Here is a 26,531-nt window from a genome sequence, read left to right as displayed (position 1 = left end):
TGACATCAACGACGTCATGAAGCATGGGAGGATGCCGCTTGACTGCTCGGTTTGGCTGCATTCAGCGATGGCCGTTCGCCGTGCCCCCTGCCGGGGGGCGGAGATGATCGCCTATTACAATCGCCATCCGGTCTGGTCGCTCGTCGTCTTCCTCGTCGTCGCCTTCTTCGTCTGGGCTATCTTCGCCGCCTGGCCGCCGGGGCTGGAGGCCGTGCTCGGCAAAAAGAAAGTCTTCCTCAACGCCATCTTCAACGGCATAACGCTGGGTGGGCTCTACTTCCTCGTCGCCAGCGGCTTCACGCTGATCTTCGGGCTGATGAAGAACGTCAATCTCGCCCATGGCTCGCTCTACATGCTGGGCGGCTATATCGGCTACGGCGTCGCGCTTGCCACCGGCTTCTGGCTCCTGTCCTTCGTCGTCGCCTTCGTCGTCGTCGCGCTCGTCGGCATCGTCCTGCAATACGCCGTCTTCCGCCGCATGGAGGGCGAGGACCTGCGCCAGACGCTGGTGACGATCGGCATTTCTATCGTCCTTGCCGACCTCATGCTGTGGATCATGGGCGGCAACACCTTCCAGATCCTGGCGCCGGAATGGCTGGGCGGGCCGGTGCGCCTGCCGCTGGTCACTGCCGTAAAAAGTTCGGGCGAGCCGGTCTACATGACCTATCCCATCGTGCGCCTCGTCATCTTCCTCGCTTCGGTGGTGATCGGCGTGCTGATGTGGCTGGCGCTCAACCGTACGCGCATCGGCATGCTGGTGCGTGCCGGCGTCGACGACCGCGACATGCTGTCGGCGACCGGCGTGCGCATCCAGCGCGTCTTCGTGCTGGTCTTCGCCTTCGGCGCGGGCCTTGCGGGCATGGCGGGCGTCGTCGGCGGCACGTTCCAGTCGGTCGCGCCGGGGGAGGATACGCGCTTTCTGCTCGCGTCCCTCGTGGTCGTCATCGTCGGCGGCATGGGCTCCATTCCGGGCGCTGCGCTCGGCGCGCTGATCATCGGCCTCGCCGAGCAGGTCGGCTCCGTCTATTTCCCCACCTATTCGGTGGTGCTGACCTTCCTGATCATGGTCGTCGTGCTGGCCTTCCGGCCGCAAGGCCTCTTCGGGAGGACCCGCTGATGGCGCCCATCGACCAGTTCGTCAGCCGCACCGATGCGGCAGGCCGTCCCCACCGGCAACCGGCTTTGTCGGGGCCCGCCAACATTCCCTGGCGCTACTGGTGCGTCGGCTTCATCCTCGTCCTGATGCCGGTCGTCGCCAACAGCTTCGTGCTGTTCCAGATCTTCGGCTGGGCCTTCATCCTCGGCATGGTCGGGCTGTCGCTGATGTTCCTCGGTGGCTATGGCGGCATGGTCAGCCTGTCGCAGATGGCCGTCGCGGGGCTCGCCGCCTACATGGTGGCCGTGTTCGGCATGTCGGGCGTGCCGCAAGTGAGCCTCGGCTGGCCCTGGTGGCTGGCCGTGCCTGCCGCCCTCGTGATCGCCGTCGCCTTCGGCAGTATCGTCGGTGCGCTCGCCGTGCGGACGGAGGGCATATACACGATCATGATTACGCTGGCGATCGCCACCGCCTTCTTCTACTTCGTCCGCCAGAACTACACGATCTTCAACGGCTTCAACGGCTTCAACCAGGTCCTGCCGCCGCAGCTCTTCGGCGTCGACTGGCGCCAGCCGGTGCCGATCTACTACCTGACGCTCGGCTTTGCGACGCTTGCCTATTTCCTCGTCGTCTATGTGTCGCGCGCGCCGTTCGGCCTTGCCCTGCAGGGCGTGCGGGACAACCCGCGCCGCATGGCCGCGCTCGGCTACAATGTCACCGCCCACCGCATCGCGGCCTATGCCTTCGCCAGCTTCATCGCCGCCGTCGCCGGCATCCTGCTCGTCTGGCTGAACGCCCAGGTCTCGCCCGGAACGGTGGCGATCGGCCCGGCGATCGATATCCTCGTCATCGCGGTCATCGGCGGCATGCGTCATCCGGTCGGGCCGTTCATCGGCGCGCTCATCTTCGTGACGATCCGCACCTTCGCGCTGGACATCCTCGTTTCCCTGGGCATTCCCGGCGAGCGCTTCCAGCTCCTCGTCGGGCTGACGTTCCTCGCCATCGTCTTCTGGTCGCCGGATGGCATTCTCGGCCTCTGGCCGCGCTTCCGCCAATGGCTGACCTCGGCGTCATCGCTGACGGGCGACAGGGGAGGCAAGCCCTGATGGCCGCCAGCGTCGCAGAACGTCTCTCCGCGGCCGGTACGGCCAATGCGCTGGAACTGCGCGGCGTCACCCGCATGTTCGGCGCGCTTGCCGCGCTCACCGACATATCCCTGACTGTGCGGCCGGGCGAGCGGCGCGCCGTGCTCGGCTCAAACGGCGCGGGCAAGACGACGCTTTTCAACTGCATCACCGGCGATTTCCTGCCGACGTCCGGCACGATCCGGCTCTTCGGCGAGGACGTGACGGGCTTTCCCGCCTACGAGCGTATCCGCCGGGGCCTGCGCCGCACCTACCAGATCTCTCTGCTCTTCACCGGCCTCAGCGTGATCGACAACATCTATCTCGCCTGTGCCGGCGTCTCGCGCGGCCGCTTCTCGATGATCCGCCCGCGCCGCAGCGATGCGCTGGTGCAATCGGCCGAGCAGCTCGCCGCCGCCGTCCACCTCTTCGATGTCCGGGAAACGAAGGTCGCCGAGCTCTCTTACGGCCAGCAGCGCCAGCTTGAAATCGCGCTGGCGCTTGCCGGCGCGCCGCGCTTCATCCTCTTCGACGAGCCGGCCGCCGGCCTCTCGCCGACCGAGCGGCAGGAGCTGGTCGAGATCCTGACCGGCCTGCCGTCCCATATCGGCTATATTGTCATCGAGCACGACATGGATGTGGCGCTCCGCGTCAGCGAGAGCGTGACGATGATGCACAACGGCCGCATCTTCAAGGAGGGGCGGCCGAGCGAGATCGAGAGCGATCCGGAAGTGCAGGCCCTCTATCTCGGCGGGGGCCTCGGCCATGGTTGACCGCAACCGCCCCGCCGCCCCGACGCTCGATATCCGGGGGCTCAACGTCTATTACGGTTCTTCCCACGCCCTGCAGGGCGTCGACCTGACGCTGCCGGGCGGCGTGCTCTCGGTCGTCGGCCGCAACGGCATGGGCAAGACGACGCTGTGCAAGGCGATCATGGGCCTCGTGCCGTCCTCCGGCGGGTCCATCCGCTTCAACGGGCAGGAGCTGTGCGGCCGCAACCCCGCCGACATCGCCCGCCTCGGGATCGGCTACGTGCCGCAGGGCCGGCGGCTCTGGCGCTCGCTGTCGGTCGACGAGCACCTGAAGCTGGTCGGCTCGAACAAGGGCGCCTGGACCGTCGAGCGCATCTATTCGACCTTCCCGCGCCTTGCCGAACGCAAGGGCAATGGTGGCGGCCAGCTTTCCGGCGGCGAGCAGCAGATGCTCGCCATCGCCCGCGCCCTGCTCCTCAATCCGAAGCTGCTCGTCATGGACGAGCCGACGGAGGGCCTTGCGCCGGTGATCGTCGCGCAGGTCGCCGAAATGCTGGTGCGCCTCGGCGAGGAAGGCGACATCGACGTGCTCGTCATCGAGCAGAATATCGGCGTTGCCACCCGCGTCGCGGAAAAGGTGGCGATCATGGTCAACGGCCGCATCAACCGCGTGGCGGATGCGGCGCAGCTTGCCGGCGACCGGGACCTCCAGCAGCGTCTGCTCGGCGTCGGTCGCCACGGCCATGAGGCCGAGCCCGAAGAGAAGGGCGCGGTGTCGGAGGAAGCGGCGCCGCGCGCGCCCGCGAAGCAGCGCAAGCTCTACATGTCCAATCCGGTGACGCCGACGCGCTGGTCGCAGCCGGTGCCGGTGCGGGTCCTCGAACAGTCCGCCCGGCTCGTCAGCGACGGGCCGCTCGCGCCGGCGGACGCGGCGGAACTGCGGCCGCTGAGCCCGGCCGGCGAGCCGGTGGTGCTGGTGGCCGGCACGCTCGATACCAAGGGCGAGGAGCTGCGTTTCATCCGCGATCTCCTGAAGGCCGAGGGGCTGGCGGTGCGCCTTGCCGATCTTTCCACCTCCGGCCGTCATTCCGGCGCGGATATTCCCGCCCACCAGATCGCGGCCTTCCATCCGCGCGGCGCCAGCGGCGTCTTCACCGAGGATCGTGGCACCTCCGTCGCCGGTATGACGCTCGCCTTCGAGCGCTGGGTGAAGAGCCGGGGCGAGATCGTCGGCGTCATCAGCGCCGCCGGCTCCGGCGGAACGGCGATGGCGACGCCCGCCATGCGCGCGCTGCCGGTCGGCATTCCCAAGGTGATGATCTCGACGGTCGCCTCGAGCGACGTGCGCAAATATGTCGGCGCATCCGATATCGTCATGATGCATTCGGTGGCGGATGTGCAGGGCCTGAACTCGATCACGCGCACGATCCTCGCCAACGGCGCCCATGCGCTGGCCGGAATGGTGAAGCCGCGTCTTGCCGCGGCCCGCAAGCCGGTGCCGGCCGATGTACGGCCCGCGATCGGGCTCACCATGTTCGGCGTCACCACGCCGGCCGTCCAGCAGATCACGGCGCAGTTGAAGGACGACTACGATTGTCTCGTCTTCCATGCCACGGGCATCGGCGGGCAATCGATGGAAAGCCTCGTCGACAGCGGGCTGATCGCCGGCGTCCTCGACATCACGACGACGGAGATCTGCGACATGGTCGCTGGCGGCATCTTCCCGGCAGGGCCGGACCGCTTCGGCGCGATGATCCGCAGGCGCATGCCCTATATCGGCTCGGTCGGCGCGCTCGACATGGTCAATTTCGGCCCGCCCGAGACGGTGCCGGAAAAGTACCGCGGGCGGCTTTTCTACAAGCACAATCCGCAGGTCACGCTCATGCGCACCAGCGTTGCCGAGAATGTCGAGATGGCGCGCTTCATCGGCGCGCGGCTCAACGAGATGGAGGCGCCGGTGCGCTTCTACCTGCCGGAGGGCGGCGTTTCCGCGCTCGACAGGCTGGGCCAGCCCTTCCACGACAAGGCGGCGGACGAGGCGCTGTTCCGCACGCTGGAGGAGACGGTGCGGCAGACGGCGAACCGCCAGCTCATCCGCATGCCCCACAATATCAACGACGCGGCCTTCGCCGACGAGATCGTGCGCGCCTTCCGCGCCCTTCACGGCACGAGCCGCCCGCGTGCCAGCAAGACGAGGAGATGACCATGGCCATCGCGCGCAGCGCCATCCTTGAGAAGTTCCGCGGCATGATCGACCGGGGCGAGCCGATCATCGGCGGCGGCGCGGGTACCGGCGTTTCGGCGAAATGCGAGGAGGCCGGCGGCATCGACCTCATCGTCATCTACAATTCCGGCCGCTACCGCATGGCCGGTCGCGGTTCGCTCGCCGGGCTTCTCGCCTATGGCGACGCCAACGGCATCGTTATGGACATGGCCTCCGAAGTCCTGCCGGTGGTGAGGCATACCCCCGTCCTTGCCGGCGTCAATGGCACGGATCCGTTCCGGCTGATGGACGTCTTCCTGCCGGAGCTGAAACGCATCGGCTTTTCCGGCGTGCAGAACTTTCCGACGGTCGGGCTGATCGACGGTACGTTCCGCGCCAATTTGGAAGAAACGGGCATGTCCTACGGGCTGGAGGTCGACATGATCGCCAAGGCCCGCGGGTTCGACATGCTGACGACGCCCTATGTCTTCAACGAGGACGAAGCGGCAGCCATGGCGGCGGCGGGGGCCGACATCGTCGTCTGCCATATGGGGCTGACGACGGGCGGCTCCGTCGGCGCGGAGACGGCGCTCAGGCTTTCCGAATGTCCGGCGCTGGTCAACCGCTGGGCCGAGGCGGCGCTGAAGGTCAACAGCGACGTGATGATCCTCGTCCATGGCGGGCCGGTGGCAACGCCCGAGGACGCCGAATTCATCCTGAAGAACACGGACAATTGCCACGGCTTCTACGGCGCCTCCTCCATGGAGCGGCTGCCGGTAGAGGTGGCGCTTACCGAACAGACCCGAGCATTCAAGAAGATAAGGGGACGCTGAGCATGGTTTCGGCGCTGCGTTTCATGGGAGGACAGTCATGACTGGGCAAATGATCGGCCAGCTCATCCTTTGGCTCATTCTGGCGGTCATCGTCATCGCCATCGTCTATGTGGTGATGAACTGGCTCTACCGCCGCTCCACCAAGGAAATCGCCTTCGTCAGGACGGGTTTTCTCGGCGAGAAGGTGGTGATCGATGGTGGCGCTTTCGTCTGGCCGATCATCCACGACATCACGCCGGTCAACATGAACACGCTGCCGCTGGAGATCGCCCGCAACAGGGACAGCGCGCTGATCACCAAGGACCGGATGCGGGTCGACGTGGAGGCGGAATTCTATGTCCGCGTCCGGCCCTCCAGGGACGCCGTGTCGATCGCGGCCTCGACGCTCGGCCGCCGCACGCTTGAGGCCGAGAACCTGCACTCCCTCCTTTCGGGCAAGTTCGAATCCGCCCTTCGCGCCGTCTCGGCCGAGATGGCCATGGACGAAATCCACGAGCAGCGCGCCGAATTCGTGCGCCGCGTGAACGAACTGGCGCAGGAGGGGCTTTCCAAGAACGGCCTCGAGCTCGAATCCGTCGCCATCAAGGATATCGACCAGACGGAGCTGCAATATTTCAACCCGTCCAACCGCTTCGACGCGGAAGGCCTTACCTCGCTCATCCAGGTCATCGAGACGCGCCGCAAGCTGCGCAACGATATCGAGCAGGATTCGATCATCCAGATCCGGGCCCGCAACCTGGAAGCCGAAAAGCAGTCGCTGGAGATCGAACGGGCGAGCGAGGAGGCCCGGCTGGAGCAGGAACGCGACGTCGAGTTCCGCCGCGCCCAGCAGCGCGCGCAGCTCACCCGCGAGCGCGCCGAGCGTGAGACGGAGGCCGAGAGCGCCCAGATTCAGGCCCGCGAGGCCATCGAGAAGAATCGCATCGCCAATGAGCATTCCATCGCCGAGGCGCGCATTGCCGCCGAGCGCGAAATCCGCCAGCGCGAGATCGAGCGCCAGCGCAGTGTCGAGACGGCGGAGATTGTGCTGCGCGAGGAAATCGAGAAGGCGCGTATCCTTCAGGAGCGCTCCGTCGCCGAGGCGCGCATCGCCAACGAGGGCGACACGCAGGCGCGGGAAATCGAGCGGCAGGCCGCCATCCAGCGCGCCGAGATCGCCGCGCGCGAAGCGACCGAGCGTGCCCGCATCGAGCAGGAGCGCAAGGTCGCCGAGGCCCGCATCCGCAAGGACGAGGAGACCAAGGCGCAGGAGATTTCCAGCCAGCGCGCCATCGAGGAGGCGGAGATCGCCGCCGCCCAGGCGACGGAAGCCGCCCGTATCGCACAGGAAAAGCAGATCGCCAGCGAGCGCATCGCCTCCGACGAGGATGTCCGCCAGCGGGAAATCCTGCGCACCAGGACGGTCTCCGCCGCCGAGATCGTCGCGAACGAGGAGGTCGAGAAGGCCCGCATCGAGCAGCAGGCGCGGCTGGAGGCCGGGCGCATTGCGTCCGACCAGGACGTGCGCAACCGCCAGATCGAGCGCGACAAAGCGCTGGAAGAGGCCGAGATCAAGCGCCGCGAGGCCATCGAGCGCGAGCGGATCGTGACGGAACTGGCGCTGGAGAAGGAGCGCATCGCTTCGGCCGCCGCCCGCGAAGTCTCCGATATCGTGCGCAAGCGCGAGATCGAGGAGGCGGAGGAGACCCGCGTCATCAAGCTCGCCGTGCGCAAGTCCGAGCGCGCCGATGCCGACGCCAAGGTCCGTCAGGCCGAGATCAGCGCCAAGCTGGAGGTCGAGACCGCCGAGATCGCCCGCGACCGGGCCGTCGAAGCAGCCCGCCTCGAGCGCCGCCGCGCCATAGAACAGCTGGAAATCGCCCGCACGCAGGCCCTGCAGGAGGCGGAGATCGCGTCGCGCGAAGAGGTCGAGCGCAGCCGCATCGCCTCCGAGCGCGGCCTCGACGAGGCCCGCATCGGCCAGGAGCGCGATCGCCGCAAGCTGGAGGTCGAGCGCGAGCGCGAGATCGAGAACGCCCTGATGGAAAAAGCCATCGCGATCTACAAGAAGTCACTCGACGAATCCGCCGCCCGCGCGGAAGCGGACCTCGCCCGTGCCCGCGCCGCCGAAGCGGAGGAGCAGATCCGCACCACCCGCGAGACCGAAGAGGCCAAGCGCCGCAAGAATGTCGATCTCGTCATGGCCGAGAAGCTGGCGCAGGAAAAGCGCATCGCCGCCGAGGCCGAGAAGGTGCGCCGCGCCGTCGAGGCCGAGGCGCAGAAGCTGCTCAACGAGGCGGAGAACGTGCTCTCCGACGAGGCCCGCTACTCGATCTTCCGGCAGAAGCTGCTGGAGCATGCCGAGGGCATCGTGGCGGCCTCCGTCAAGCCGCTGGAGAAGATCAACGACATCCGCATCATGTCGCTCGGCGGCATGGGCGGGGCGAACGGCGATGCCGGGACGCTGCGCAGCCCCACCGACGAGGTGATCGAATCGGCGCTGCGCTACCGCGTGCAGGCGCCGCTGATCGACAATCTCCTCTCCGACATCGGCATCGAGGGCGGCTCGCTCGCCAAGATGGGCGGGCTCATCCGGGAGGCCTCCGACATGCAGCGTATCGCCAAGGATACGGCGCCCAAGGCGGGCGGCGGCAAGCCGGCCGGCCCGGCCTCCGACGGCAAGAAGTAAGGGGCGCCCGACATGGCAAGAGTGTTCGTTTCCAGCGTCATCGACGCCCCGGCCGCCAAGGTCTGGGAGCGCGTGCGCGACTTCAACGGCCTGCCGCGCTGGCACCCGCGCATCCGCGACAACCGCATCGAGAACGGCGAGCCTTCCGACAGGATCGGCTGCGTGCGCGACTTTCATCTGCAGAACGGCGACCGCATCCGCGAGAAGCTGCTCGGGCTTTCCGACTACGACATGTTCTGCACCTACGCGATCCTCGAAAGCCCGATGCCCCTGACGAACTATGTCGCCAATCTCCGGCTGACGCCGGTGACGGACGGCGAGCGGACCTTCGCCGAATGGACCGCCGAATTCGACTGCGAGCCGGAGGTGGCGGAAGACCTCGTCAACGGCATCGGCACCAATGTCTTCCAGGGCGGCTTCGATGCGCTGAAGCGTCATTTCGGGAGCCGCTGAGCGATGGTGAAGATCGTCAAGAGCACCGTTCTGGAGGCGCCCGTCGAGGCGGTCTGGGAGGTCCTGCGCGATTTCAACGGCCATGACCGCTGGCACCCGGCCGTCGCCGACAGCCAGATCGAGCGCGGGCAGCCGTTCGACCGTGTCGGCTGCGTCCGCCGCTTCCATCTGGCGGACGGTTCCGAGCTGCGTGAACAGCTTCTGACGCTCTCCGACATGGACATGGCCTTCAGCTATTGCCTGCTGGATACGCCGGTGCCGTTGCTCAACTACGTCGCCCATGTGCGGCTGACGCCGGTGACGGATGGCGACCTGACCTTCTGGGAATGGCAATCGCGCTTCGACACGCCGGCGGGCGAGGAGGCAGCGCTTGCCGCGATGGTCGGCGAAGGCATTTACGAAACGGGTTTTGCAGCGGTGCGCCGGCACATGGGCCTCGCCGCCCGCGCGGCGGATGCATGACGGGAGGAGCGGACAGATGCCGGTCAGTGTGAGGACATTCCAGGGCGCCGAGGAGGCCGAGCGCGCGCTCGCCGCCAGCCGGACGGCGCGCTATTTCGGCGGCGGCACGCTCGTCATGCGGGCGGTCAATGCCGGCGACCAGGCCTTCGATACGATCGTGCGCGCCACCGATCCGCGCCTCAGGCAGATCCAGATGCAGGGCGACAGCGTGGTGATCGGCGCCGGCGTGACGATGGCCCAGATCATCGCCAGCCGCGACGCGGTCTTCCTCGCGCCCGTCGCCAAGGTCATCGGCGGGCCGGCCATTCGTACCGTCGCGACGGTCGGCGGCAATCTTTTTGCCGCCTCTCCCTATGGCGACTTCGCCGCCGCGCTGCTGGCGCTCGACGCCAAGGTGGTGCCGGTGGGCGGTACGCCCGTGCCGATAGGCGATTTCCTCGATGCGCGCGACCGCGAGCCGCGTCGCATCGTCCTCTCCGTGATCGTGCCGCGCCCGCGCGATTCGCGCGCTTTCCGTTTCGTCAAGGTGAGCCGCGTGAAGCCGAAGGGTGTCGCGGTCCTGTCCATCGCCGCGCTGCTTCCGACCAATGGCGGGCGGGTTTCCGGCGCGCGCGTCGCCTATGGCGCCATGGGCGGGCGTCCGGTCCGAGCGCTGGCCGTCGAGCAGGCACTCGAAGGCCACACGCTCGACGAGCAGGGTATCGCACCTGCCCTTTCCGCCGCCACCGAAGGCATCAATCCGCAGACCGATGCGCTCGCCTCGGAATGGTACCGCCGCCAGGTCGCGCCGGTTCATCTGAAGCGGCTTCTGCTCGACCAGAGGAGGTAAGTCATGACCAGGAAACCCCTCCAGTTCCAGCTCAACGGTTCCGGCAAGGCGATCTTCGTCGAGGAGGGCCAGAACCTGCTCGAGGCGCTGCGGCGCGGCGTCGGCGACCTGTCGCCGAAATATGGCTGCGGGCAGGGCACCTGCGGCACCTGCACGGTGCTCATCGACGGCGAGCCGCACCTTTCCTGCTTGACGCTCGCCGAAACCGTCGAGAACTGTGCGATAGAAACGACCGCGGGGCTCGCCATGGGGCCGCAGCTTCATCCGCTGCAACAGGCCTTCATGGATGGCTTCGCCGCCCAGTGCGGCTATTGCACGCCCGGCATGCTGATGGCCGCCAAGGCGCTGCTCGACCGCAATCCGTCTCCCACGCGGGAGGAGGTCGTCGAGGCTATCTCGGGAAACATCTGCCGCTGCACCGGCTACGAGCCGATCATCGCGGCCATCCTGGCCGCCGCCGCATCCGGCGGCGGGCGGCGCTACGCGTGAGGGGCCGGCCATGATCGAATTTCGCAAGGAATATTTCGCCGACGAGCGCGACGATACGCTCAACGAGATCGGCAAGCCGACGCAGCGCCAGGACATGCTCGGCCACGTGACCGGCCGCTCCCCGTTCTTCGACGATCACCTGTTCGACGGGCTGCTGCACCTGAAATGCCTGCGCTCGCCGCACCATCATGCGCGCATCCGCTCGGTCGACACGTCCGAGGCCGAACGCATGCCGGGCGTCAGGCGCATTATCCGCGCCCGGGACGTGCCGCACAACCTCAACACCCTGCTGAGCCTCATGGGCTTCGGCCTCGACGACGAGCCGATGCTGGCCGACAAGAAGGTCGCCTATGTCGGCGAGCCGGTCGTCGCCGTGGTGGCGGAAAGCGAGCGGCAGGCCTATGACGCCATCGCGAAGATCCGCGTCGACTACGACGTGCTGCCCCATGTGCTCGATGTCGAGGAGGCGCTGAAACCCGGTGCGCCCTCGGTCAATCCGACCTATCCCGCCAATACTTTCACCTATCACGAGAAATACGATCACCAGAAGCTGCGTTTCGGCGACGTGGAGGCGGCGCTCCGGCAGGCGGACCATGTCGTCGAAGGCCGCTACCAGATGTCGCCCATCGAACAGGCGCCGACGGAGACCTGCGGCGCCATCGCCGCGCCCGAGACCAACAACCGCTATGTCGTCTACACCTCGACGCAGGCGCTGTTCTTCTCGCTCGGCACGGCGGCGAAGATCCTGAAGCTCTCGTCAAACCGCATGCATTTCATTGGCGGCACCGTGGGCGGCGGTTTCGGCGGCAAGGTGGATTCCATCCATGAGCCGATGGCCATCCTCGGCTGCATGCTGACGGGGCGGCCGGTCAAGTTCATCTGGAATCGCGAGGAGGAGATGCAGGTCGGTGCCCCGCGCGGGGCGGAGCGCTGGTACATCACCGACGGGGTGATGAACGACGGCCGCATCGTCGCCCGCAAGTTCACCGGCTATTTCGACAGCGGCGCCTATACGCGCCTTTCCAGCTACGCGATCATCAAGAGCGTCGGCCACCTGCCGGGGCCCTATACGATCCCGAATGTCTCGGCGGATGTCTACTGCGTCTTCACCAACCGCACGCCGGCCACCGCCATGCGCGGCTTCGGCATCACGGGCGTGGATTTCGCCATCGAGACCCACATGGACAAGGTCGCCCACCGGGTGAAGATGAACCCGATCGAGCTGCGACTGAAGAACGCCTATCTCGACGGGGACATGAAGGCCCACCGGCGGCTCGCCAAGAACACCGCCCTCGTCGAATGCTGCCAGGTCGTGGCGGAAAAGGCGAAATGGTCGATCGGCCCGGAATATCGCGCCATGTCCTCGCTGAAGGGCGGTGGCGGCGAGCGGGCAGCGATCCCGCACACCATCATCGACAATCGCGGCCTTGCCAGGCCGGCGTCCGGCCTCGGCAGCTACCAGTCGCCGCCGGCGCCGGGCTACACACCCGCGCCGGCCTATACGCCGCCGTCCTACAGCCCGGAGCCGCAACCCGTCCGGCCCTACGAGCCAGCACAGGCCGCCCCGCCGCCCGCTGCTGCGTCGCCAACGACGACCCGGCCGGCCGGCAACCGCTTCTCGTCCATTTCCGGTCTCAGGAGGCGCTGACATGACGATCCATCGCGGACGCGGCTTTGCCGCCATCAATTACCCGATCGGCATGAATCTCGGCGGCGACCCGTCGCAGGCGCTCGTCCATTCCAACCCGGACGGCAAGTTCATGGTCGCGCTCTCCTCCATCGATCTCGGGCAGGGCATGAAGTCGGTGACGCGCCAGATCGCTGCCGAAACGCTCGGCATTCCCGTGGAGGACGTCTATGTCGATACGGCCGATTCCGATACCGGCCCGCATTGCATGGGGTCTTTCGCCTCGCGCGGCACGCACCGCGTCGGCAATGCGGTGATCGCCGCGGCCACCGAGGCGCGCGCCGTGATGATGGAGGCGGCGGCCGAGGAGCTGGAGGTCAATGCCGAGGATCTCGTGACCGACGGCAAGGGCAATATCCATGTGAAGGGCGCCCCGTCGAAGTCGATCACCACGGCGGCCGCCTGCAATGCCGCCCAGTTCAAGCAGGGCAAGACCGTGTCCGGCCGCGGCATCTTCCTCGTGCCGCTGTCGGATGTCGATCCGGAAACCGGCGAGATGACGCCGGTCACCTGCTTTGCCCATGCCGCGATGATCGTCGATCTCGACGTCGACGACGAGACGGGCGAGGTGAATGTCGTCGAGATGAACAGTTGCTACGAGGTCGGCCGGGCGCTCAATCCACGGCTGGTGGAGCAGCAGCTCGTCGGCGGCGCCTGGATGGGCATGAGCCACACGCTCTGGGAGACCACGGAGCCCTATTATCCCGACCGCAGCCATGGCCCGGTGGATTTCAACGACTATGTCATGCCCGGGCCGGGGGATATCGCGCCGCACCACATATCCGTGCTGGAGCGGCCGGCGCCCGATGGCCCGTTCGGCGGCAAGGGGCCGGGGGAAATGTGCGCCAATCCCGTGCTGCCGGCCGTCACCAACGCCGTCTTCAACGCCGTCGGCGTGCGCATCGACGATCTTCCGATCACGCCGGAAAAGATCCTGCGGGCGCTCGCCGCGCAGGGCGGCGCGCGCCCGCAGCCGAAATGGTGAGGTAGGCCGTGCCCGTCACCCGCTCCATCGTCGGCATCGACAGCCCGGAAAAGCTCGCCTCCGCCCTGACGGCTGCGCAGTACCTTGCCGACGACGGTCTTTCGACGGCGGGGTATCTGGCGCTGGCGCTCGGCAAGCCCCTGCTGCTCGAAGGCGCGCCGGGCGTCGGCAAGACGGAGGCGGCCAAGGCCATCGCCTCGGTGCTCGGCCGCAACCTGATCCGCCTGCAATGCTACGAGGGCATCGATTCCGCCGCAGCGCTCTACGAATGGAACTATCCCCGCCAGATGCTGGCGATCCGTCAGGCCGGCGACACCTATGTCAACATCTATTCGGATGAGTTCCTCATCAACCGGCCCATGCTGGAGGCGCTGACGAGCCCGCGCGACGCCGTGCTGCTCATCGATGAAATCGACCGCTCGGACCATGAATTCGAGGCTTTTCTGCTGGAATTTCTCTCCGATTTCTCCATCTCCATTCCCGAGCGCGGCACGGTGCGCGCCGAACACCGCCCCGTCGTCATCCTTACCTCCAACCGCACGCGGGACCTGCACGAAGCATTGCGCCGCCGCTGCGTCTACCACTGGATCGGCTATCCGGATGCGGCCCGCGAGGCGGAGATCGTGATGATGCGGGCCAGCGCCGTCGCGCGCAGCACGGCCGAGGCGGTCGTGGCCGCTGTCGGGCGGCTGCGGCAGGAGCCGCTCGCCAAGCCTCCGGGCGTCGCCGAGACCGTGGAATGGGCGGAAGCCGCAACGCTGCTCCATTCGCAGGGCGCGCCCTGGCCCGCCGCCTTCAGGCGGGCGATCGGCGTCGCCCTCAAGGACCAGGACGATCTCGCCTTCACCGCGCCGCGGCTCGACACGCTGATTTCGGGAGCGGCGGCATGAGCGGCGGGGACCTGCCGCGTGCCGCGCGCCCCTTCGTCGAGTTCTCGACGCTCCTGCGCGAGAATGCCTTCATGGTGGCGCCGGAGCAGACGGAAATGTTCATCGCCGCCGTCGGCCTGCTCGGCCCCCGGCAGATGGGCGACATCCACAAGGCGGGGCTTGCCACGCTCGCCCCGCCCCCGGAGCGGCGGGAGGATTTCGACGCGCTCTTCCGCCTGCATTTCCTCGGCCAGTCGATCGCCGCCGGCGAGAAGGCGGAGGATGACGAGGAGCTGCAGGCCTTCGACGAGCGCGAGGGCGAGATGGAGCCGCCGGAGGCCGACGAGATCAACGAGGCCGGCGAGCAGGCGACGGGCAGCGAGGTGCTGACGCTCCGGCAGTTCGCCGACCTTGCGGAGAACGAAGCGTTGCGCCGCTTTCGCAAGCAGGCGGCAAGCCGCCTGCCGCGGCGCCTGACGCAGCGCCGCGCGCCGGCAAAATCGGGCGATCGCTGGAACATGCGCAAGCTCATGCGCGACGCCGTCAAGCGCGACGGCGAGGTGATGCGCCTTCCGCAGATGGCGCGCAAGACGCGCCAGCGCCGCATCCTGCTCCTCATCGATGTTTCCGGCTCGATGAAGCAGCAGACGGAAACCCACATGCGCTTCGCTCATGCGCTCGCCGCCGTCTCGGATCATGTGGAAATCTTCACCCTCGGCACGCGGCTCACCCGCGTGACCCGTGCGCTGAGGCTCAGGCGGCAGGAGCAGGCGCTCGCGAGCGCTGCGACGCTCGTTGCCGACTGGGACGGCGGCACGCGGCTCGGCGATGCGCTCGCCGCCTTCCTTTCGGTGCCGCGCTTTGCTGGCTTTTCGCGCGGCGCGCTGGTCATCGTTCTTTCCGACGGGCTCGAGCGCGGCGATCCGGAGCGGCTGGTGGAGGCGGTGCGGGCGCTTTCCCGCCGTGCCTGGAAGCTCGCATGGCTGACGCCGCTTGCCGCCGACAGCGGATATGTCCCGCAGACCGCCGCGATCTCGGCCATCGCGCCGATCCTCGACCGGCTGGGCAACGGGTCTGGCACCGCCGCGATCTGCGAGGAAATCCTGACGATAGCGAGGGCAGCATGATGAAGATCGTCGACGCACATCACCATATCTGGCGCCAGCGCGACCTGCCCTGGCTGATGGGTCCGATGCAGCCGCGCATTTTCGGGCGCTACGAGGCGATCCGGCGCGACTATCCCATCGAGGAATTCCTCGCAGATATCGAAGGCCGGGGCATCGTGAAATCCGTCTATGTGCAGGCCAACTGGGCGAGGGACCGCTTCGAGGACGAAGTCGCCTGGGTACAGGACGAGGGGGAGCGCACCGGCTGGCCGCACGCCATCGTCGGCTATTGCGACATGACGGTGGAGGACGCCCGCCCCGCGCTCGACCGGCTGGCGAAATATTCCCGCATGCGCGGCATCCGCCAGCAGTTCCACTGGCATCGCAATCCGCTCTACCGCTTCGCTTCCGGCCCGGATCTCTGCCGCGATGCCAATGTCCGGCGCAATGTCGCGCGGCTTGCCGATTACGGCTGGAGTTTCGACCTGCAGGTCTTCGCCCCGCAGATGAAGGGAGCGGCGGAGCTTGCCCGCGCCTGCCCGAACGTGACCTTCGTGCTGCAGCATTCCGGCATGCCCGAGGACATGGGCACGGAAGGCTATGCCGCCTGGAAAGCCGAATTGCAGGCGCTTGCCCGCGAGCAGAACGTCGTCAGCAAGCTTTCCGCCTATGGCACCTTCATCCACCGCAACGATACGGGGCACATCGCCCGCATCCTCGCCGACACGGTCGGCATCTTCGGCGCCAGTCGCTGCCTCTTCGGCTCCAACTTCCCCATCGAGAAGCTCTGGACGGATTACGGTGCGCTGCTCGGCGCTTTCCAGATCGCGGCATCTAGCCTCGACGAGACCGCGCGGCAGGCGGTTTTCCATGACACGGCAAGCCGTGTCTACAAACTCTGATCGAGCCTCGGGGAGGGCGCGCGATGGTTCATGAAGCACTCGATCCCGCCTTCGAGCGGCTGATCGATCCGCAGGCGGCGGTCACGCGCGCCGGTACCGGCTTCATCTTCACCGAAGGTCCGGTCTGGCATCCGCTGGACCATTACCTGCTCTTTTCCGACATGCCCGGCGACGTGCGGCGTCGGCTCGACCGCTCCGGCGTACGCGAGGTGGCGCGGCCCTCCAACAAGGGCAACGGCATGACCTACGATGCCGCGCTCAATCTCGTCGTCTGCGAGCATGCGACCTCCAGCGTCGCGCGGATCGGCCCGGACGGGCGCCGGGAGGTGCTGGCCTCGCATTTCGAGGGGCGGGAGCTGAATTCGCCGAACGATCTCTGCATCCGCTCGGATGGTTCGATCTATTTCACCGATCCGTGGTACGGCCGCATGGCGGGTTTCGGCGTCGAGCGCCCGCGCGAGCTCGGCTGGCAGGGCGTGTTCCGCATTCCGCCGGGCTCGACAAGCCGCGAGCCGCAGCTCGTCACCAGCCGCTATCTTTTCTCCCAGCCCAACGGCCTCTGCTTCTCGCCGGATGAGTGCCTTCTCTATATCAACGACACCGAGCAGGCGAATATCCGTGTCTTCGACGTGCGGCCGGACGGCTCGCTTTCGGAAGGACGGATGTTCGCGAGCGGCATTCGCGATCCCGGCAGGCCGGGTCTCCCAGATGGAATGAAATGCGATGCCGAGGGTAATGTCTGGGTGACGGCGCCCGGCGGGCTCTGGGTCTATAACCCGGGCGGCAGGCTTGTCGGCAAGGTCGCGATCCCGGAGGAGGCCGCCAACATGCACTGGGGCGGGCCGGACTGGCGCACGCTCCATGTCTGCGCCACCACCTCCGTCTACACGATTGAAACGCGGGTCGGGCCGCGCAGGGAGCCGTTCATGGCCGCAACAGCAACAAGCATGCGCACCGATGCGGGATCAGGAGCGGCCTCTTCCGGCGCGGTACTCGATCCGGCGCGCTGCGCGCTGATCATCCAGGATATGCAGAACGACGTGGTGATAGAGGGCGGGGCCTTTGCAGGTTCCGGCGCGCCGCAGCATTGCCGCGAGCAGAACGCCATCGGCAACATCGCGCGGCTGGCGGACCATTGCCGCGCGCTCGGCGTGCCGGTCATCCATGTCTGGTTCGTCGTGGAACCGGGGGCGGCGGGCCTGACGCTCAATGCGCCACTCTTCGAGGGGGTGGTGGAGAGCAACGCGCTGGTGCGCGGCAGCTGGGGCGTGGCGCCGGTCGACGGGCTCGAGGCGAAACCGGGCGATCATGTCGTGGAGAAAATGCGGATGAGCGCCTGGGAGGGCACGCGCCTCGAGACGATCCTGAAGGCGCAGCAGCGCGACATGGTCATCGTCACCGGGGCATGGACCAACATGTCCATCGAGCACACCGCCCGCACCGGTGCGGATAAGGGCTATATCATGATCGTGCCGGAGGATTGCTGCTCGACGATGAATGCCGACTGGCACAACGCCGCGATCAACTACGCCCTCCAGAACGTATCGGCTGTCACCCGGTCGGCCGACGTGATCGATGCCCTGCGCTAGTCTGTACGTTCAAGGCTCGCCTTCCAGCATCTCCATGATGTCCGCCCCGGCGCCGGTCGCCGTCGCGTCGGCCTTGCCGGCGGCATCGAGGAATTCCTGCTGCGAGGCGACCGTATAGTTGCAGCCGACGAACATCGTCTTCGGGGTCCCCGTTTCCGCGGGTGCCCCCAGCATCATGGCGAGCGCGTTGTCCGTCGGGGCGAAGGCGCCGAGCATCGGGCCGCTTTCGGGGTCGGCGAAGCGGTAATATTGCTCGGTCATTTTTATCGGCGCGCGCTTCATGCCCTTTGCCTCGATCAGCGTCCGCGCCGCGTCATAGGTGTCCTCGATCACCACCCATTCCTGCAGGAAAGAGATGCGGGTGACGGGCTTGCCGAACACCGCGACGGGCTCGGCGAGCTCGAAGGTTTCCAGACCCAGCATTCCCTCATGGCCGTTGTCGGCGACCGGCTTCAGCCATGCCGGCAGGCTCCCGCTCATGAAGAGCACCATTCCGGTTTCGCTTAGCGCCTCGCGCGGCGCCCTGCATTCGGCAAGGGCCGCCAATGTCTCGGGCGTCAGCTCGAATGCGGCGGCATCCGGCTGCGCCTCCTCGGCGTAGGCGGGTACTTGTCCCGCCATCTGGCACAGGATGGCAAGGGCGGCGCATAGCGGGCGCGTGGATTTCATGGCATTCACGATCGTTTGTTTCCTTCCGCGCCGACGGCCATGGGGCCGCGGCAGGCATGCACGCGCTATATTTCAGAAAAATGCGTGCGGTTCCAGCTGATCGATGGGACAGGCGGAGGATATGTCTCGTGGGTTCGGGCGACGGCGCAAAAAAATGGGCCGTCGGAAACCGCGGCCCATGAGATGTGGAGATCTGAACCTCCAGAGGGGAACAGCTGCTGCGGCGGTACTGGGAGGAGAAAGGCCGCCATATGCATCAGCCGTCCCGAATATGTTTGAATTCCGGTGAAGTGACAAGCATTGGTTGTGCATTTCACCTATGCAAGGATCGCAATGCAACGGGCCGGGTTCACGGTGATTTCTGCGCGCGTTTCAGGAGGATCTGCAATTCATCGAAGCGCCGCTTGCGGTCGCCGTCGTCCTCTTGAGCGGAGTAGCAGGTCCGCGAGACGCAGAAGCGGCGCAACGTATAGGGGTGTTCCGCCTTGTCGAATTCGCATTCGAACTCGTCGGTCATTTCCGATTTCTGCTGGTCGGCCCGCTGGGAATAGGTGAAGCGCACGCCGGGCGGCTTCAGTTCAGGGAAGGACTGCACCACGCCGATATTGAGCGTGTCCGTCATGAAGAAGTTCTTGGCGATGTCGGTGCATGTCGCCTGAAGCTCCGGGCTCTGGGCATAGGCTGGCGAGGCGAAGACGAGAGCAGCACCGACAATCCACTTCATTCTTTCCTCCCTTGCACGGCGACCGAGCGAACCGGACTATCGCGAAATTCCACAAGGGCGGATTTGTTCCGCGAAGAGTGCCGGCCTCAGGGCCGCATCCTTCTGGCAAGGGGGCGGAGCGCAAGCGCCTGCAGATGCTCCAGCACGGAAAGGATCGCCTTGCCTTGCCGGTCCATGATCCAGAGCGAGGCCATGGCGAGGGGAACGGCGAGGATCGCCGCGCCGAGCATGTCGAGCGGATAGTGCACCCCGATATAGATGCGCGACCACGCCACCAGGAGGCCGAGCCCGACCGCCCACCAGGCCGCGCTGCGCCGCCGTATCATGAACAGCAGCGCCGCGGAGACCGCGAAGGCAAGGCCGTGATTGCTCGGGAAGGAGCCGTTCGGCCGATGTTCGACCAGCGCATGCCCGACGCCGGCCATGAAGGGGCGCGGCCGGAAGGCGACGAGCCCGATGAGATAGCTCAGCACGATCGCCAGCAGGAAGGCGAGAACGAGGGCGACGGCCGTCAGCCGGTTGCGCCGGCCGCCCGCGATCCACAGCCAGGCGAGATAAAGCGGAATGACCAGAATGACGAACTTCGCGATGAAGATCGCGAGCCACGCGACAACCGTATTCGGCGTGGTGCCGGCATTCAGGAGCAGAAACAGATCGGTATCGAAATCGCGCATGAAGGGCCTGTCAGATGCATGTCACTCCGCGACTTGGGCCCGGATCGTGGCGGCATCATGCCGCCCGGAGGAAAAGGCTGTGGAGAATGGGGAGGCGAACGTGAGCGGGTAGCCGCCGGGGCACCCGCGACATCTTTACCGACCTAAATGCTTGTCTTCCGGCCGCGCCTCGTGGCATTAGGGGCCTTCCTCCGGAGACTGGCGCATGATCAAGACCCCGACGGCCGGACGGCCATGGACACGACTGGCGTTCATCGCATCCCTTTTGCTCGCAGCCCCGGCGAATGCCACGCCCGTGCTCGTGGTGGATGCCGGGAACCATCAGGTGCTCTATCAGGAAGAGGCGGGTGCGCCCTGGTATCCCGCCTCGACGACCAAGCTCATGACCGCCTTCGTGGTGTTCGAGGCCATCCGGGCCGGCGAGGTGAACCTTGCCACCCCCGTCACCATGACCCGCAATGCGACGAAGCAGGCGTTCCTGGAATCCGGCCTCACCCTCGGGCGGACCATGACGCTGGAAGATGCGCTCTTCGCCATGCTGACCGCCTCGGCCAACGACGTCGCCGTGGCGCTTGCCGAAGCGGTGGTGCCCGACGAGAAGGCCTTCGTCCAGCGCATGAACGACGCGGCCGCGCGCCTCGGCATGACCGGCACGCATTTTTCCAATCCGAACGGGCTTTTCGACAAGACCAACTATACGACCGCGCGCGACCTCGCGCTGCTGGGGCTGGAAGTGGACCGGGCCTTTCCCGAATATAGCCGCTTCTTCCAGGCGGCCGCGGTGACGATCGACGGCAAGGAGATCAAGTCGAACAACCTGCTGCTGACACGTTTCAGCGGCACGATCGGCATGAAGACTGGCTTTCTCTGTGCCTCCGGCCGGAATTATGTCGGGCTCGCCACGCGCAACGGAAAGCGCGTCATGGTCGTCATGATGGGGGCGACGACCGAGCGCGAGCGCAACGAACGTTCGGCGCAATATCTGACGCAGGCCTTCGACGGGCGCCTTGCGAGCGGCGCGGGACGTCTTGAGGATCTGAAGAACCGGGGCGATCTGCAGCCGGAGGACATGCGCATCCGCCTGTGCACCGACAAGAGCGCGGCCTATGAGGCAAGTCGGGATGCGCTTTACCCCATGGGCCTGCCGGGCCACGCGAGCTATCTGAAGGACGAGATCCCCGGCGAGGTCCGTGCGATCAGGACCTGGGCCAACGACAATCTCAAGGATGTGCCGGTTCCCGCCCGGCGTCCGTCTTAGGGCGTTTCCGCTTTCCAAGTCGCGAAAACGCTCTAACTCTTTGTTCTGCCGCATCTGCGAACGCAAAACCGCTTTGCGCTTTTGCTGGACATGCTCCAGGCCCGGTTTGCCGGCCCGCCATGCCCGGTCGCGAAAGAGGAGGATCGCCATGATCAGATATCTTTCGGTTGCCGCTGTCGTTCTTGCCGCTGCCCATGCCGCAGCCGCCGACCCCGCCTACCGTGACGACCGCTCCGATGCGGCCTCGCTCGTCAGGTCGCTCTACAACGCCATCGACCGGAAGGAATATGCCCGGGCCTGGGACTATTTCGGCGACCGCAAGCCGGCGGCGGACTTTGCGGCCTTCGCTGAAGGCTATGCCGGCACCGAGGCCGTCGACGTGGCGCTCGGCGCCGTCAGCGAGGAGGGCGCTGCCGGCAGCGTCTATTTTCAGGTTCCCCTCGCCATCCGCGCCCATCGCGCGGACGGCAAGGAAGAGGTCTTCGCGGGTTGCTACGTGGTGCGACAGGTGAACCCCGCGATCCAGGAGCCGCCCTTTCGCCCCCTCCAGATCGAGAAGGGCAGCCTGAAGCCGGCCGCCGCGGGCAGCCTCGACGAGGCCGTGCCGGCGGAATGCCGGGAGTAGCTTTCATGTGAAGAGCCGGCGGTTGGTGGAACGGGTCGTCAGCCCGTGACACCCTTCCTTCGGATCGCTATATCTGCGCTCCGGTCGTGCAGGCCGAAATTCCCGCCCCGCCGCAACAGGCGGGTCAACGAACAGACACTTGAGTGACATGCCAGAACAGAACATCACGGCAGCCGGTGCGCGCTCCGCATTCATCGAGGGCGTCATCGCCTGCGGGCCGACGATCCTCGGCTATTGGAGCATCGGCTTCGCCTCCGGCGCCATCGGCGCGATCTCGGGTTTCAGCATCAGCGAGATCCTGCTGCTTTCCGCCCTGCTCTATGCGGGCTCCGCGCAGTTCCTCTTCTATTCCCTCTGGACGGCGGGGGCGGGGCCGTCGGCGGTCGTGCTGGCGGTGCTACTCGTCAATATCCGCTACCTGCTGATGAGTTCCTATCTCGCGCGCTTCTTCTCGGGCGCCTCGACCATGCAGAAATTCATCAGCGGCGTTCTGCTGACCGACGAGACCTTCGGCGTCGCCACGCAGTTCGCGACGGGACGCGGGGCGCTGCCCTATCGCTGGATGCTCGGGCTCAACGTGGCGGCCTATGTAAACTGGATCGTCGCAAATTTCATGGGTGCCCTCTTCGCGGCGGTCATCCCCGCCGGCATCTCGCATGGCCTCGGTTTCAGCCTGACGGCCATGTTCATCGGGCTGCTGGCGCTCAACTATTTCGGCAGCGCCCGGAAGCGGCTGGAGATCGTGGCGATGGTCACGTCGGCCGCCGCCGTGCTGGCGACGATGCGCGTCCTCGACGTCAATGTCTCCGTCCTGGTCGCGACGGCCCTCGCCGCGACGATCTGCGCGACCGCGCTGCAAATCCGGGAACGCCGGGGGATGCCGTCATGACAGGCTCCTTCCTGCTGACCGTCGCGATCTGCGCGGCGATCACCATCTGCATCCGCGCCCTGCCCATCGTCTTCCTGGCCGGCGCAAGATTGCCGGCCTTCGCCATGGCCTGGCTCGGCTTCATCCCCTCCAGCATCATGATCGCGATCGTGACGCTGGAACTGGTGAAATATGCCGGCGAGGATGGCGGAACAGCCGCGACCGTGGCGGCTGCCGTGGGCTGCACGGTGGTGGCGTTCCTGACGCGCAGCCTCTTTGCGACCGTGCTCGTCGGCGTGATCCTCTATCTCGGCGTGATGCTGATACCCTGAGCGGGCCTCGATCCCGGCCCGCCATATGTCCGATAGCACGGAATTTTCTGGAACCTAAAGTAGCATTCCTGCATTGATAGCGCAGGAGGCAAGACCATGGATACGTCCTTGCTCATAGACTGGCCGGCCGGCGTCGCGATCAACCTGGAAGCCCTGGGTGGGCCCTTCATGGTGGGGTCGACGCGGGAAGCCGCTATCCTCCTGACGGACTGCTGGCCCATCGATCATGGCCGCGCCTTCATTCATGCGCTGGAAGTCTGTGCGGACGCCCTGGAAGAGGAGGCGCAGGACGAAGACGTCCGCCGCGCCTTCGTGGAAGCGGCGGAAGAAGCGCATATCCTCATGCACCTGCAGTAGGGGGGAAGGGCTGCCGTCTCAGGAGGCCTCGCGGGAGTAGAACATTCGCGCGGACGCCTCGATGATGGAGCGGTGCTTGCGCGCGTCGAAGGAGACGGCCGGAAAGGTCTCGAACAGATATTTCGCAAATTCCACCTTGGTCTCGTCCGTCTGGTCGAACCATGGCTGCGAGGTCACTTCGGTGAAGATCTGCTGCAATGCACCCAGTTCATCCGGTTCAAACGTGCCTTTTGAATAAATATCACCCATAACGTCCACCCGTCGTCGTGTCCGCTGATCTGGGCATCGGACCGCCGGTGTTCAAGGTGCAGGCACCGCCGGTCCTTTCAAAAAATCGAGAGTGGGAGCGGCTACCATTCGCTGTCGGGATCGGCGAGGAAGGAGGGGATTTTTGCATCCTCGCCCGCTGCGGCATAGAGTAGCTCGATGCAGCGCCGGCGCTCCTCCTCGATGCCTTCGACGATCATCTGCACCGGGTCCTTCTGCCCGCGGGCAAGATGGCGTGCCGCGATGCTCCATGCCGCGCGCTCGGTGCTGGATGTGAAGATGCCCGATTTCTCGTACACGCATTTCTCCTGCCATTTCATTGGCCGCGGAAGATGCGCCAGCGTCCTTGCGCGAACGTTGCGGCGCTCCGGCGTCTCTTTCCCGGCTTCATGAAAAATTCGCGGCAAGCGGGTAAAGGTGTCTTGTTTTTGTTCATATAAGCGCTAACTTTTATAAACGATGAACCGGTTGCGCCGCGTATTTTCGCGCATCCGAGGTGCCCCATGAAAAGCATTCCGGACGTCATTGCCGAACTGAGCCGCGCTGCGGCCGAAGTTCCCACGCTCTCGGAGGGAGAAAAGCTCCGCCTCCTGGGACGCGCCTATATCACGATCCATGAGGGCTGGGAGGCGCTCGGCCAGTCCGACTACCTCCAGGAATCGGCCGAGGCCGTCGATCTCATCCAGGCGGGAAGGGTGCCGCTGCATCTTTACGACGACGAGATGCAGGCGATCCTGCTGGAAGCCGTCAAGGTGATCCGGCAGATCGAGGCGGCGCTGGAAGCAAGGGACGCGGCGCGGCCCGAGCATGCTCTTGCCGATCGCTAGGCTGCGGCGTTTTTTCTTCCCTCACAGCTCGCCGGAGATTTCGCGGCGGTTGCGGTCGAGTTCCTCGCTGTAGCGGCGCAGCGTATGGCTTTCCGTGAGAAGGCCGATCACGCGCTGGCCGATCATGTCGCTGACCACCGCGAGCGCTTCGCTTTCGGTCTGGTCGAAGAGAGCGACGGCCTGCCGGGCGTTCATGGTGGGAAGGAGCACGTCGCTGCGGTGGCGCGCGACGTCCCGCACCAGCACGCCGCCATCCTTGGCCTCCACCAGATCGGCATGGACTTCCGGCACAAGCACCAGCCCTGCATATTTCCCGGCCTCGTCGACGAGGATGACGCGCTGCGTCGAGCCGATGGGGAAGCGCGCGCGGAACTCCTCGAGCGGCATGGCGGCGTCTGCGGTGCGCACGTCGGCGCGCATCAGCTTGTCGACCGTGAGGTTGCGGATCCAGCCGACATCGTGCGCGCTGCGGATGGTCTCGCCGCGCAGGTGGAATCGCCAGGTGGCGAAGGAGTAGCCGAACAGCGTGCGCACGATGAAGGACGAGGTGATGACCGCGGCCAGCACCAGCGCGGTCATCGGAAAGTCGCCCGTCACCTCCAGTGCCAGGAAGGTCATGGTCAGCGGCCCGCCGATGACGGCGACCGCAAGCGCGCTCATGCCGACCACGGCGTAGCTTGCCGGCGCCAGCGAGGCATGGCCGAGATAGGGCGCGGCGAAGGCGAAGAGCTTGCCGATCAGCGCGCCCATGAAGAGCGAGGCGAAGAACAGGCCGCCGCGAAAGCCCGAGCCGATCGAGACGGCCGATGCCACCGCCTTCAGGAGGAACAGGCCGAGCAGGCCGAGGATCGTCACGTTCGCCTCGAGATTGAGATGGAGCGCGCCGTGGCCGCCGGAAAGCACCTGCGGGCTGATCATGGCCAGCAGGCCGACGATGATCCCGCCGATCGCCGGGCGGACATAGCCGGGAATGGCGCTCTTGCGGGCGGTCTCCTCGACCAGCGCGACGCCCTGCATGAGCAGGATGCCGACGCCGCCGCAGATGGCACCGAGGAGGAGGGCCGGCACATAGTCCGCCGGCAGCACCGAGCCGACGCTGCCGACATCGATGCCGGCATCGCTCGGCGAAAGCAGACGAGCAACGAGATTGGCGACAAGCGCGGAAACGACCACCGGCGTCAGCGAGAGGATGGTATAGGCGCCGATGATCAGCTCGAAGGCATAGAAGGCGCCGGTCAGCGGCGCATTGAAGGCGGCGGCGATGGCGCCCGCCGCGCCGCACCCGACGAGGATACGCATGTCCGAGCGGCGCAGCTTCAGCTTGCTGCCGAATTTCGAGGCGAATCCGGCGGCGACCTGCGTATAGCCGGCTTCCAGGCCCACCGAGGCGCCGAAGCCGTTGGAAATGAGGTTCTGCACCGCGACGACGAGACTGTCGGTCAGCGACAGCCGGCCGCCATGCAGGGCATTGGCCTCGATCGGGTCGACCAGCGGCCGCTTGCGCCAGCGGGCGAGCAGCAGCAGGAGAATGCCGAGCAGGATGCCGCCGGCAATGGGCGCGACGAGCAGCAGGATGGGATTTTCGACGGCCGCGCCGCTGAGGCGCTGGTCAGGGGCAAGGCCGAAGATCGTCGAATGCATCGTTCGCGCGATAAGGGTCATGGCGGCGACGGAAAGACCGGCGGCGATGCCGACCAGCACACCGGCGATGACGAGGCCGAATTCGCTTCGCCGCGGCAGCGTGCGCATCAGTTCCAGGCTGAGGAACCGGTAGAGCACCGAGGGGCGCAACTGCCGCAGCCGCTTGCGCAGGCCGAAATGGCGAATCGTATGCTGTTTCATCGTCCTTCCGGCCGAGCGTGCGACGGTCCTTGTTCCCTTGG

At 66.3% G+C, this 26,531-nt stretch carries 28 protein-coding genes; 22 read left to right on the top strand and 6 right to left on the bottom strand.

The window, feature by feature from the left end; genetic code table 11:
- Window positions 1-103: 103 nt before the first annotated feature.
- From ShzoTeo12_RS25860 to ShzoTeo12_RS25785, 16 genes are read left to right on the top strand one after another with little or no spacing between them, the layout of a single operon-like run.
- The gene (locus tag ShzoTeo12_RS25860; RefSeq protein ID WP_318913069.1) at window positions 104-1,117 is read left to right on the top strand and encodes a branched-chain amino acid ABC transporter permease; all 1,014 of its coding nucleotides are present in this window, start codon (window positions 104-106) and stop codon (window positions 1,115-1,117) included.
- Window positions 1,117-2,202 (top strand): branched-chain amino acid ABC transporter permease, encoded by a 1,086-nt coding sequence (locus ShzoTeo12_RS25855; RefSeq protein WP_318913068.1) that lies wholly within the window; start codon window positions 1,117-1,119, stop codon window positions 2,200-2,202. The genes ShzoTeo12_RS25860 and ShzoTeo12_RS25855 overlap by 1 nt, the downstream gene beginning before the upstream one ends.
- Complete coding sequence (locus ShzoTeo12_RS25850) at window positions 2,202-2,993, top strand: ABC transporter ATP-binding protein (protein ID WP_318913067.1); 792 nt, start codon at window positions 2,202-2,204, stop codon at window positions 2,991-2,993. Before ShzoTeo12_RS25855 ends, ShzoTeo12_RS25850 begins: the two co-directional genes overlap by 1 nt.
- Window positions 2,986-5,175: an ABC transporter permease gene (locus ShzoTeo12_RS25845; RefSeq protein WP_318913066.1), complete on the top strand. Its 2,190-nt coding sequence runs from the start codon at window positions 2,986-2,988 to the stop codon at window positions 5,173-5,175. The genes ShzoTeo12_RS25850 and ShzoTeo12_RS25845 overlap by 8 nt, the downstream gene beginning before the upstream one ends.
- 2 nt (window positions 5,176-5,177) lie before the next feature.
- Window positions 5,178-6,008, top strand: coding sequence for a phosphoenolpyruvate hydrolase family protein (locus ShzoTeo12_RS25840; RefSeq protein ID WP_318913065.1), 831 nt, complete (start codon window positions 5,178-5,180; stop codon window positions 6,006-6,008).
- 37 nt (window positions 6,009-6,045) lie between these two features.
- Entirely contained in the window at window positions 6,046-8,676 is a 2,631-nt protein-coding gene (locus tag ShzoTeo12_RS25835; RefSeq protein WP_318913064.1) for a flotillin domain-containing protein, read from the top strand.
- Window positions 8,677-8,688: 12 nt separating this feature from the next.
- Window positions 8,689-9,129 (top strand): SRPBCC family protein, encoded by a 441-nt coding sequence (locus ShzoTeo12_RS25830; RefSeq protein ID WP_318913063.1) that lies wholly within the window; start codon window positions 8,689-8,691, stop codon window positions 9,127-9,129.
- A gap of 3 nt (window positions 9,130-9,132) precedes the next feature.
- A complete protein-coding gene (locus tag ShzoTeo12_RS25825) occupies window positions 9,133-9,591 on the top strand; it encodes an SRPBCC family protein (protein WP_318913062.1) in 459 nt (152 codons plus the stop codon).
- Window positions 9,592-9,607: 16 nt separating this feature from the next.
- Complete coding sequence (locus tag ShzoTeo12_RS25820; protein WP_318913061.1) at window positions 9,608-10,420, top strand: FAD binding domain-containing protein; 813 nt, start codon at window positions 9,608-9,610, stop codon at window positions 10,418-10,420.
- A 3-nt stretch (window positions 10,421-10,423) separates the two neighbouring features.
- Complete coding sequence (locus ShzoTeo12_RS25815; RefSeq protein ID WP_318913060.1) at window positions 10,424-10,909, top strand: (2Fe-2S)-binding protein; 486 nt, start codon at window positions 10,424-10,426, stop codon at window positions 10,907-10,909.
- Between the two features lie 10 nt (window positions 10,910-10,919).
- Window positions 10,920-12,557: a xanthine dehydrogenase family protein molybdopterin-binding subunit gene (locus tag ShzoTeo12_RS25810; protein WP_318913059.1), complete on the top strand. Its 1,638-nt coding sequence runs from the start codon at window positions 10,920-10,922 to the stop codon at window positions 12,555-12,557.
- A gap of 1 nt (window position 12,558) precedes the next feature.
- Window positions 12,559-13,581 (top strand): xanthine dehydrogenase family protein molybdopterin-binding subunit, encoded by a 1,023-nt coding sequence (locus ShzoTeo12_RS25805; RefSeq protein ID WP_318913058.1) that lies wholly within the window; start codon window positions 12,559-12,561, stop codon window positions 13,579-13,581.
- 8 nt (window positions 13,582-13,589) lie between these two features.
- The gene (locus ShzoTeo12_RS25800) at window positions 13,590-14,471 is read left to right on the top strand and encodes a MoxR family ATPase (RefSeq protein ID WP_318913057.1); all 882 of its coding nucleotides are present in this window, start codon (window positions 13,590-13,592) and stop codon (window positions 14,469-14,471) included.
- Complete coding sequence (locus tag ShzoTeo12_RS25795) at window positions 14,468-15,577, top strand: vWA domain-containing protein (protein WP_318913056.1); 1,110 nt, start codon at window positions 14,468-14,470, stop codon at window positions 15,575-15,577. Before ShzoTeo12_RS25800 ends, ShzoTeo12_RS25795 begins: the two co-directional genes overlap by 4 nt.
- On the top strand, window positions 15,574-16,458 hold the full coding sequence (locus tag ShzoTeo12_RS25790; RefSeq protein WP_318913055.1) for an amidohydrolase family protein: 885 nt from the start codon (window positions 15,574-15,576) through the stop codon (window positions 16,456-16,458). Before ShzoTeo12_RS25795 ends, ShzoTeo12_RS25790 begins: the two co-directional genes overlap by 4 nt.
- A 23-nt stretch (window positions 16,459-16,481) precedes the next feature.
- Window positions 16,482-18,047, top strand: a complete 1,566-nt coding sequence (locus ShzoTeo12_RS25785) for an isochorismatase family protein (RefSeq protein WP_318913054.1) — start codon at window positions 16,482-16,484, stop codon at window positions 18,045-18,047.
- Window positions 18,048-18,056: 9 nt separating this feature from the next.
- On the opposite strand, the gene ShzoTeo12_RS25780 is transcribed toward ShzoTeo12_RS25785, so the two are convergent.
- The 3 genes from ShzoTeo12_RS25780 to ShzoTeo12_RS25770 form a co-directional block, all read right to left on the bottom strand.
- A complete protein-coding gene (locus tag ShzoTeo12_RS25780; RefSeq protein WP_318913053.1) occupies window positions 18,057-18,716 on the bottom strand; it encodes a hypothetical protein in 660 nt (219 codons plus the stop codon).
- A 349-nt stretch (window positions 18,717-19,065) separates the two neighbouring features.
- The gene (locus tag ShzoTeo12_RS25775; protein WP_119255289.1) at window positions 19,066-19,440 is read right to left on the bottom strand and encodes a hypothetical protein; all 375 of its coding nucleotides are present in this window, start codon (window positions 19,438-19,440) and stop codon (window positions 19,066-19,068) included.
- Window positions 19,441-19,526: 86 nt separating this feature from the next.
- Complete coding sequence (locus ShzoTeo12_RS25770) at window positions 19,527-20,114, bottom strand: undecaprenyl-diphosphatase (protein ID WP_318913052.1); 588 nt, start codon at window positions 20,112-20,114, stop codon at window positions 19,527-19,529.
- 205 nt (window positions 20,115-20,319) lie between these two features.
- On the opposite strand from ShzoTeo12_RS25770, the gene ShzoTeo12_RS25765 reads away from it, so the two are divergent.
- The 5 genes from ShzoTeo12_RS25765 to ShzoTeo12_RS25745 all read left to right on the top strand — a co-directional run bounded on the left by ShzoTeo12_RS25765 (window position 20,320) and on the right by ShzoTeo12_RS25745 (window position 23,554).
- Window positions 20,320-21,372 (top strand): D-alanyl-D-alanine carboxypeptidase family protein, encoded by a 1,053-nt coding sequence (locus ShzoTeo12_RS25765; RefSeq protein ID WP_318913051.1) that lies wholly within the window; start codon window positions 20,320-20,322, stop codon window positions 21,370-21,372.
- Window positions 21,373-21,520: 148 nt separating this feature from the next.
- Window positions 21,521-21,997, top strand: a complete 477-nt coding sequence (locus tag ShzoTeo12_RS25760; protein WP_318913050.1) for a hypothetical protein — start codon at window positions 21,521-21,523, stop codon at window positions 21,995-21,997.
- Window positions 21,998-22,145: 148 nt separating this feature from the next.
- Complete coding sequence (locus tag ShzoTeo12_RS25755) at window positions 22,146-22,886, top strand: AzlC family ABC transporter permease (RefSeq protein ID WP_318914374.1); 741 nt, start codon at window positions 22,146-22,148, stop codon at window positions 22,884-22,886.
- Window positions 22,883-23,197 carry an AzlD domain-containing protein gene (locus tag ShzoTeo12_RS25750; RefSeq protein ID WP_119255284.1) on the top strand — a complete coding sequence of 105 codons (315 nt, stop codon included), beginning with the start codon at window positions 22,883-22,885 and terminating at the stop codon, window positions 23,195-23,197. Before ShzoTeo12_RS25755 ends, ShzoTeo12_RS25750 begins: the two co-directional genes overlap by 4 nt.
- A 96-nt stretch (window positions 23,198-23,293) precedes the next feature.
- Window positions 23,294-23,554, top strand: a complete 261-nt coding sequence (locus tag ShzoTeo12_RS25745; protein WP_318913049.1) for a DUF982 domain-containing protein — start codon at window positions 23,294-23,296, stop codon at window positions 23,552-23,554.
- Window positions 23,555-23,572: 18 nt separating this feature from the next.
- Here the strand turns inward: ShzoTeo12_RS25745 and ShzoTeo12_RS25740 are convergent, their stop codons facing one another.
- Both ShzoTeo12_RS25740 and ShzoTeo12_RS25735 read right to left on the bottom strand, forming a co-directional pair.
- Window positions 23,573-23,803, bottom strand: coding sequence for a hypothetical protein (locus ShzoTeo12_RS25740; RefSeq protein ID WP_318913048.1), 231 nt, complete (start codon window positions 23,801-23,803; stop codon window positions 23,573-23,575).
- A gap of 101 nt (window positions 23,804-23,904) precedes the next feature.
- A complete protein-coding gene (locus ShzoTeo12_RS25735) occupies window positions 23,905-24,120 on the bottom strand; it encodes a hypothetical protein (protein WP_318913047.1) in 216 nt (71 codons plus the stop codon).
- 204 nt (window positions 24,121-24,324) lie between these two features.
- Here ShzoTeo12_RS25735 and ShzoTeo12_RS25730 point away from each other — a divergent pair, with 204 nt between their 5' ends.
- A complete protein-coding gene (locus ShzoTeo12_RS25730) occupies window positions 24,325-24,648 on the top strand; it encodes a hypothetical protein (RefSeq protein ID WP_318913046.1) in 324 nt (107 codons plus the stop codon).
- 21 nt (window positions 24,649-24,669) lie between these two features.
- Here the strand turns inward: ShzoTeo12_RS25730 and ShzoTeo12_RS25725 are convergent, their stop codons facing one another.
- Window positions 24,670-26,397: a chloride channel protein gene (locus ShzoTeo12_RS25725; RefSeq protein WP_318914373.1), complete on the bottom strand. Its 1,728-nt coding sequence runs from the start codon at window positions 26,395-26,397 to the stop codon at window positions 24,670-24,672.
- Window positions 26,398-26,531 lie beyond the last annotated feature (134 nt).

Origin of the sequence: Shinella zoogloeoides (assembly GCF_033705735.1) — a bacterium.
Taxonomy (GTDB): domain Bacteria; phylum Pseudomonadota; class Alphaproteobacteria; order Rhizobiales; family Rhizobiaceae; genus Shinella; species Shinella zoogloeoides_A.
The sequence above is the reverse complement of the archived record's forward strand: the minus strand, read 5'-3'. Positions and strand labels throughout refer to the sequence as shown.

Excerpts from the sequence above, each read along its gene's own strand:
- ShzoTeo12_RS25860 (WP_318913069.1), top strand. The coding sequence starts at position 104 with ATGATCGCCTATTACAATCGCCATCCGGTCTGGTCGCTCGTCGTCTTC.
- ShzoTeo12_RS25855 (WP_318913068.1), top strand. The coding sequence starts at position 1,117 with ATGGCGCCCATCGACCAGTTCGTCAGCCGCACCGATGCGGCAGGCCGT.
- ShzoTeo12_RS25850 (WP_318913067.1), top strand. The coding sequence starts at position 2,202 with ATGGCCGCCAGCGTCGCAGAACGTCTCTCCGCGGCCGGTACGGCCAAT.
- ShzoTeo12_RS25845 (WP_318913066.1), top strand. The coding sequence starts at position 2,986 with ATGGTTGACCGCAACCGCCCCGCCGCCCCGACGCTCGATATCCGGGGG.
- ShzoTeo12_RS25840 (WP_318913065.1), top strand. The coding sequence starts at position 5,178 with ATGGCCATCGCGCGCAGCGCCATCCTTGAGAAGTTCCGCGGCATGATC.
- ShzoTeo12_RS25835 (WP_318913064.1), top strand. The coding sequence starts at position 6,046 with ATGACTGGGCAAATGATCGGCCAGCTCATCCTTTGGCTCATTCTGGCG.
- ShzoTeo12_RS25830 (WP_318913063.1), top strand. The coding sequence starts at position 8,689 with ATGGCAAGAGTGTTCGTTTCCAGCGTCATCGACGCCCCGGCCGCCAAG.
- ShzoTeo12_RS25825 (WP_318913062.1), top strand. The coding sequence starts at position 9,133 with ATGGTGAAGATCGTCAAGAGCACCGTTCTGGAGGCGCCCGTCGAGGCG.
- ShzoTeo12_RS25820 (WP_318913061.1), top strand. The coding sequence starts at position 9,608 with ATGCCGGTCAGTGTGAGGACATTCCAGGGCGCCGAGGAGGCCGAGCGC.
- ShzoTeo12_RS25815 (WP_318913060.1), top strand. The coding sequence starts at position 10,424 with ATGACCAGGAAACCCCTCCAGTTCCAGCTCAACGGTTCCGGCAAGGCG.
- ShzoTeo12_RS25810 (WP_318913059.1), top strand. The coding sequence starts at position 10,920 with ATGATCGAATTTCGCAAGGAATATTTCGCCGACGAGCGCGACGATACG.
- ShzoTeo12_RS25805 (WP_318913058.1), top strand. The coding sequence starts at position 12,559 with ATGACGATCCATCGCGGACGCGGCTTTGCCGCCATCAATTACCCGATC.
- ShzoTeo12_RS25795 (WP_318913056.1), top strand. The coding sequence starts at position 14,468 with ATGAGCGGCGGGGACCTGCCGCGTGCCGCGCGCCCCTTCGTCGAGTTC.
- ShzoTeo12_RS25790 (WP_318913055.1), top strand. The coding sequence starts at position 15,574 with ATGATGAAGATCGTCGACGCACATCACCATATCTGGCGCCAGCGCGAC.
- ShzoTeo12_RS25785 (WP_318913054.1), top strand. The coding sequence starts at position 16,482 with ATGGTTCATGAAGCACTCGATCCCGCCTTCGAGCGGCTGATCGATCCG.
- ShzoTeo12_RS25780 (WP_318913053.1), bottom strand. The coding sequence starts at position 18,716 with ATGAAATCCACGCGCCCGCTATGCGCCGCCCTTGCCATCCTGTGCCAG.
- ShzoTeo12_RS25775 (WP_119255289.1), bottom strand. The coding sequence starts at position 19,440 with ATGAAGTGGATTGTCGGTGCTGCTCTCGTCTTCGCCTCGCCAGCCTAT.
- ShzoTeo12_RS25770 (WP_318913052.1), bottom strand. The coding sequence starts at position 20,114 with ATGCGCGATTTCGATACCGATCTGTTTCTGCTCCTGAATGCCGGCACC.
- ShzoTeo12_RS25765 (WP_318913051.1), top strand. The coding sequence starts at position 20,320 with ATGATCAAGACCCCGACGGCCGGACGGCCATGGACACGACTGGCGTTC.
- ShzoTeo12_RS25760 (WP_318913050.1), top strand. The coding sequence starts at position 21,521 with ATGATCAGATATCTTTCGGTTGCCGCTGTCGTTCTTGCCGCTGCCCAT.
- ShzoTeo12_RS25755 (WP_318914374.1), top strand. The coding sequence starts at position 22,146 with ATGCCAGAACAGAACATCACGGCAGCCGGTGCGCGCTCCGCATTCATC.
- ShzoTeo12_RS25750 (WP_119255284.1), top strand. The coding sequence starts at position 22,883 with ATGACAGGCTCCTTCCTGCTGACCGTCGCGATCTGCGCGGCGATCACC.
- ShzoTeo12_RS25745 (WP_318913049.1), top strand. The coding sequence starts at position 23,294 with ATGGATACGTCCTTGCTCATAGACTGGCCGGCCGGCGTCGCGATCAAC.
- ShzoTeo12_RS25740 (WP_318913048.1), bottom strand. The coding sequence starts at position 23,803 with ATGGGTGATATTTATTCAAAAGGCACGTTTGAACCGGATGAACTGGGT.
- ShzoTeo12_RS25730 (WP_318913046.1), top strand. The coding sequence starts at position 24,325 with ATGAAAAGCATTCCGGACGTCATTGCCGAACTGAGCCGCGCTGCGGCC.
- ShzoTeo12_RS25725 (WP_318914373.1), bottom strand. The coding sequence starts at position 26,397 with ATGCGCACGCTGCCGCGGCGAAGCGAATTCGGCCTCGTCATCGCCGGT.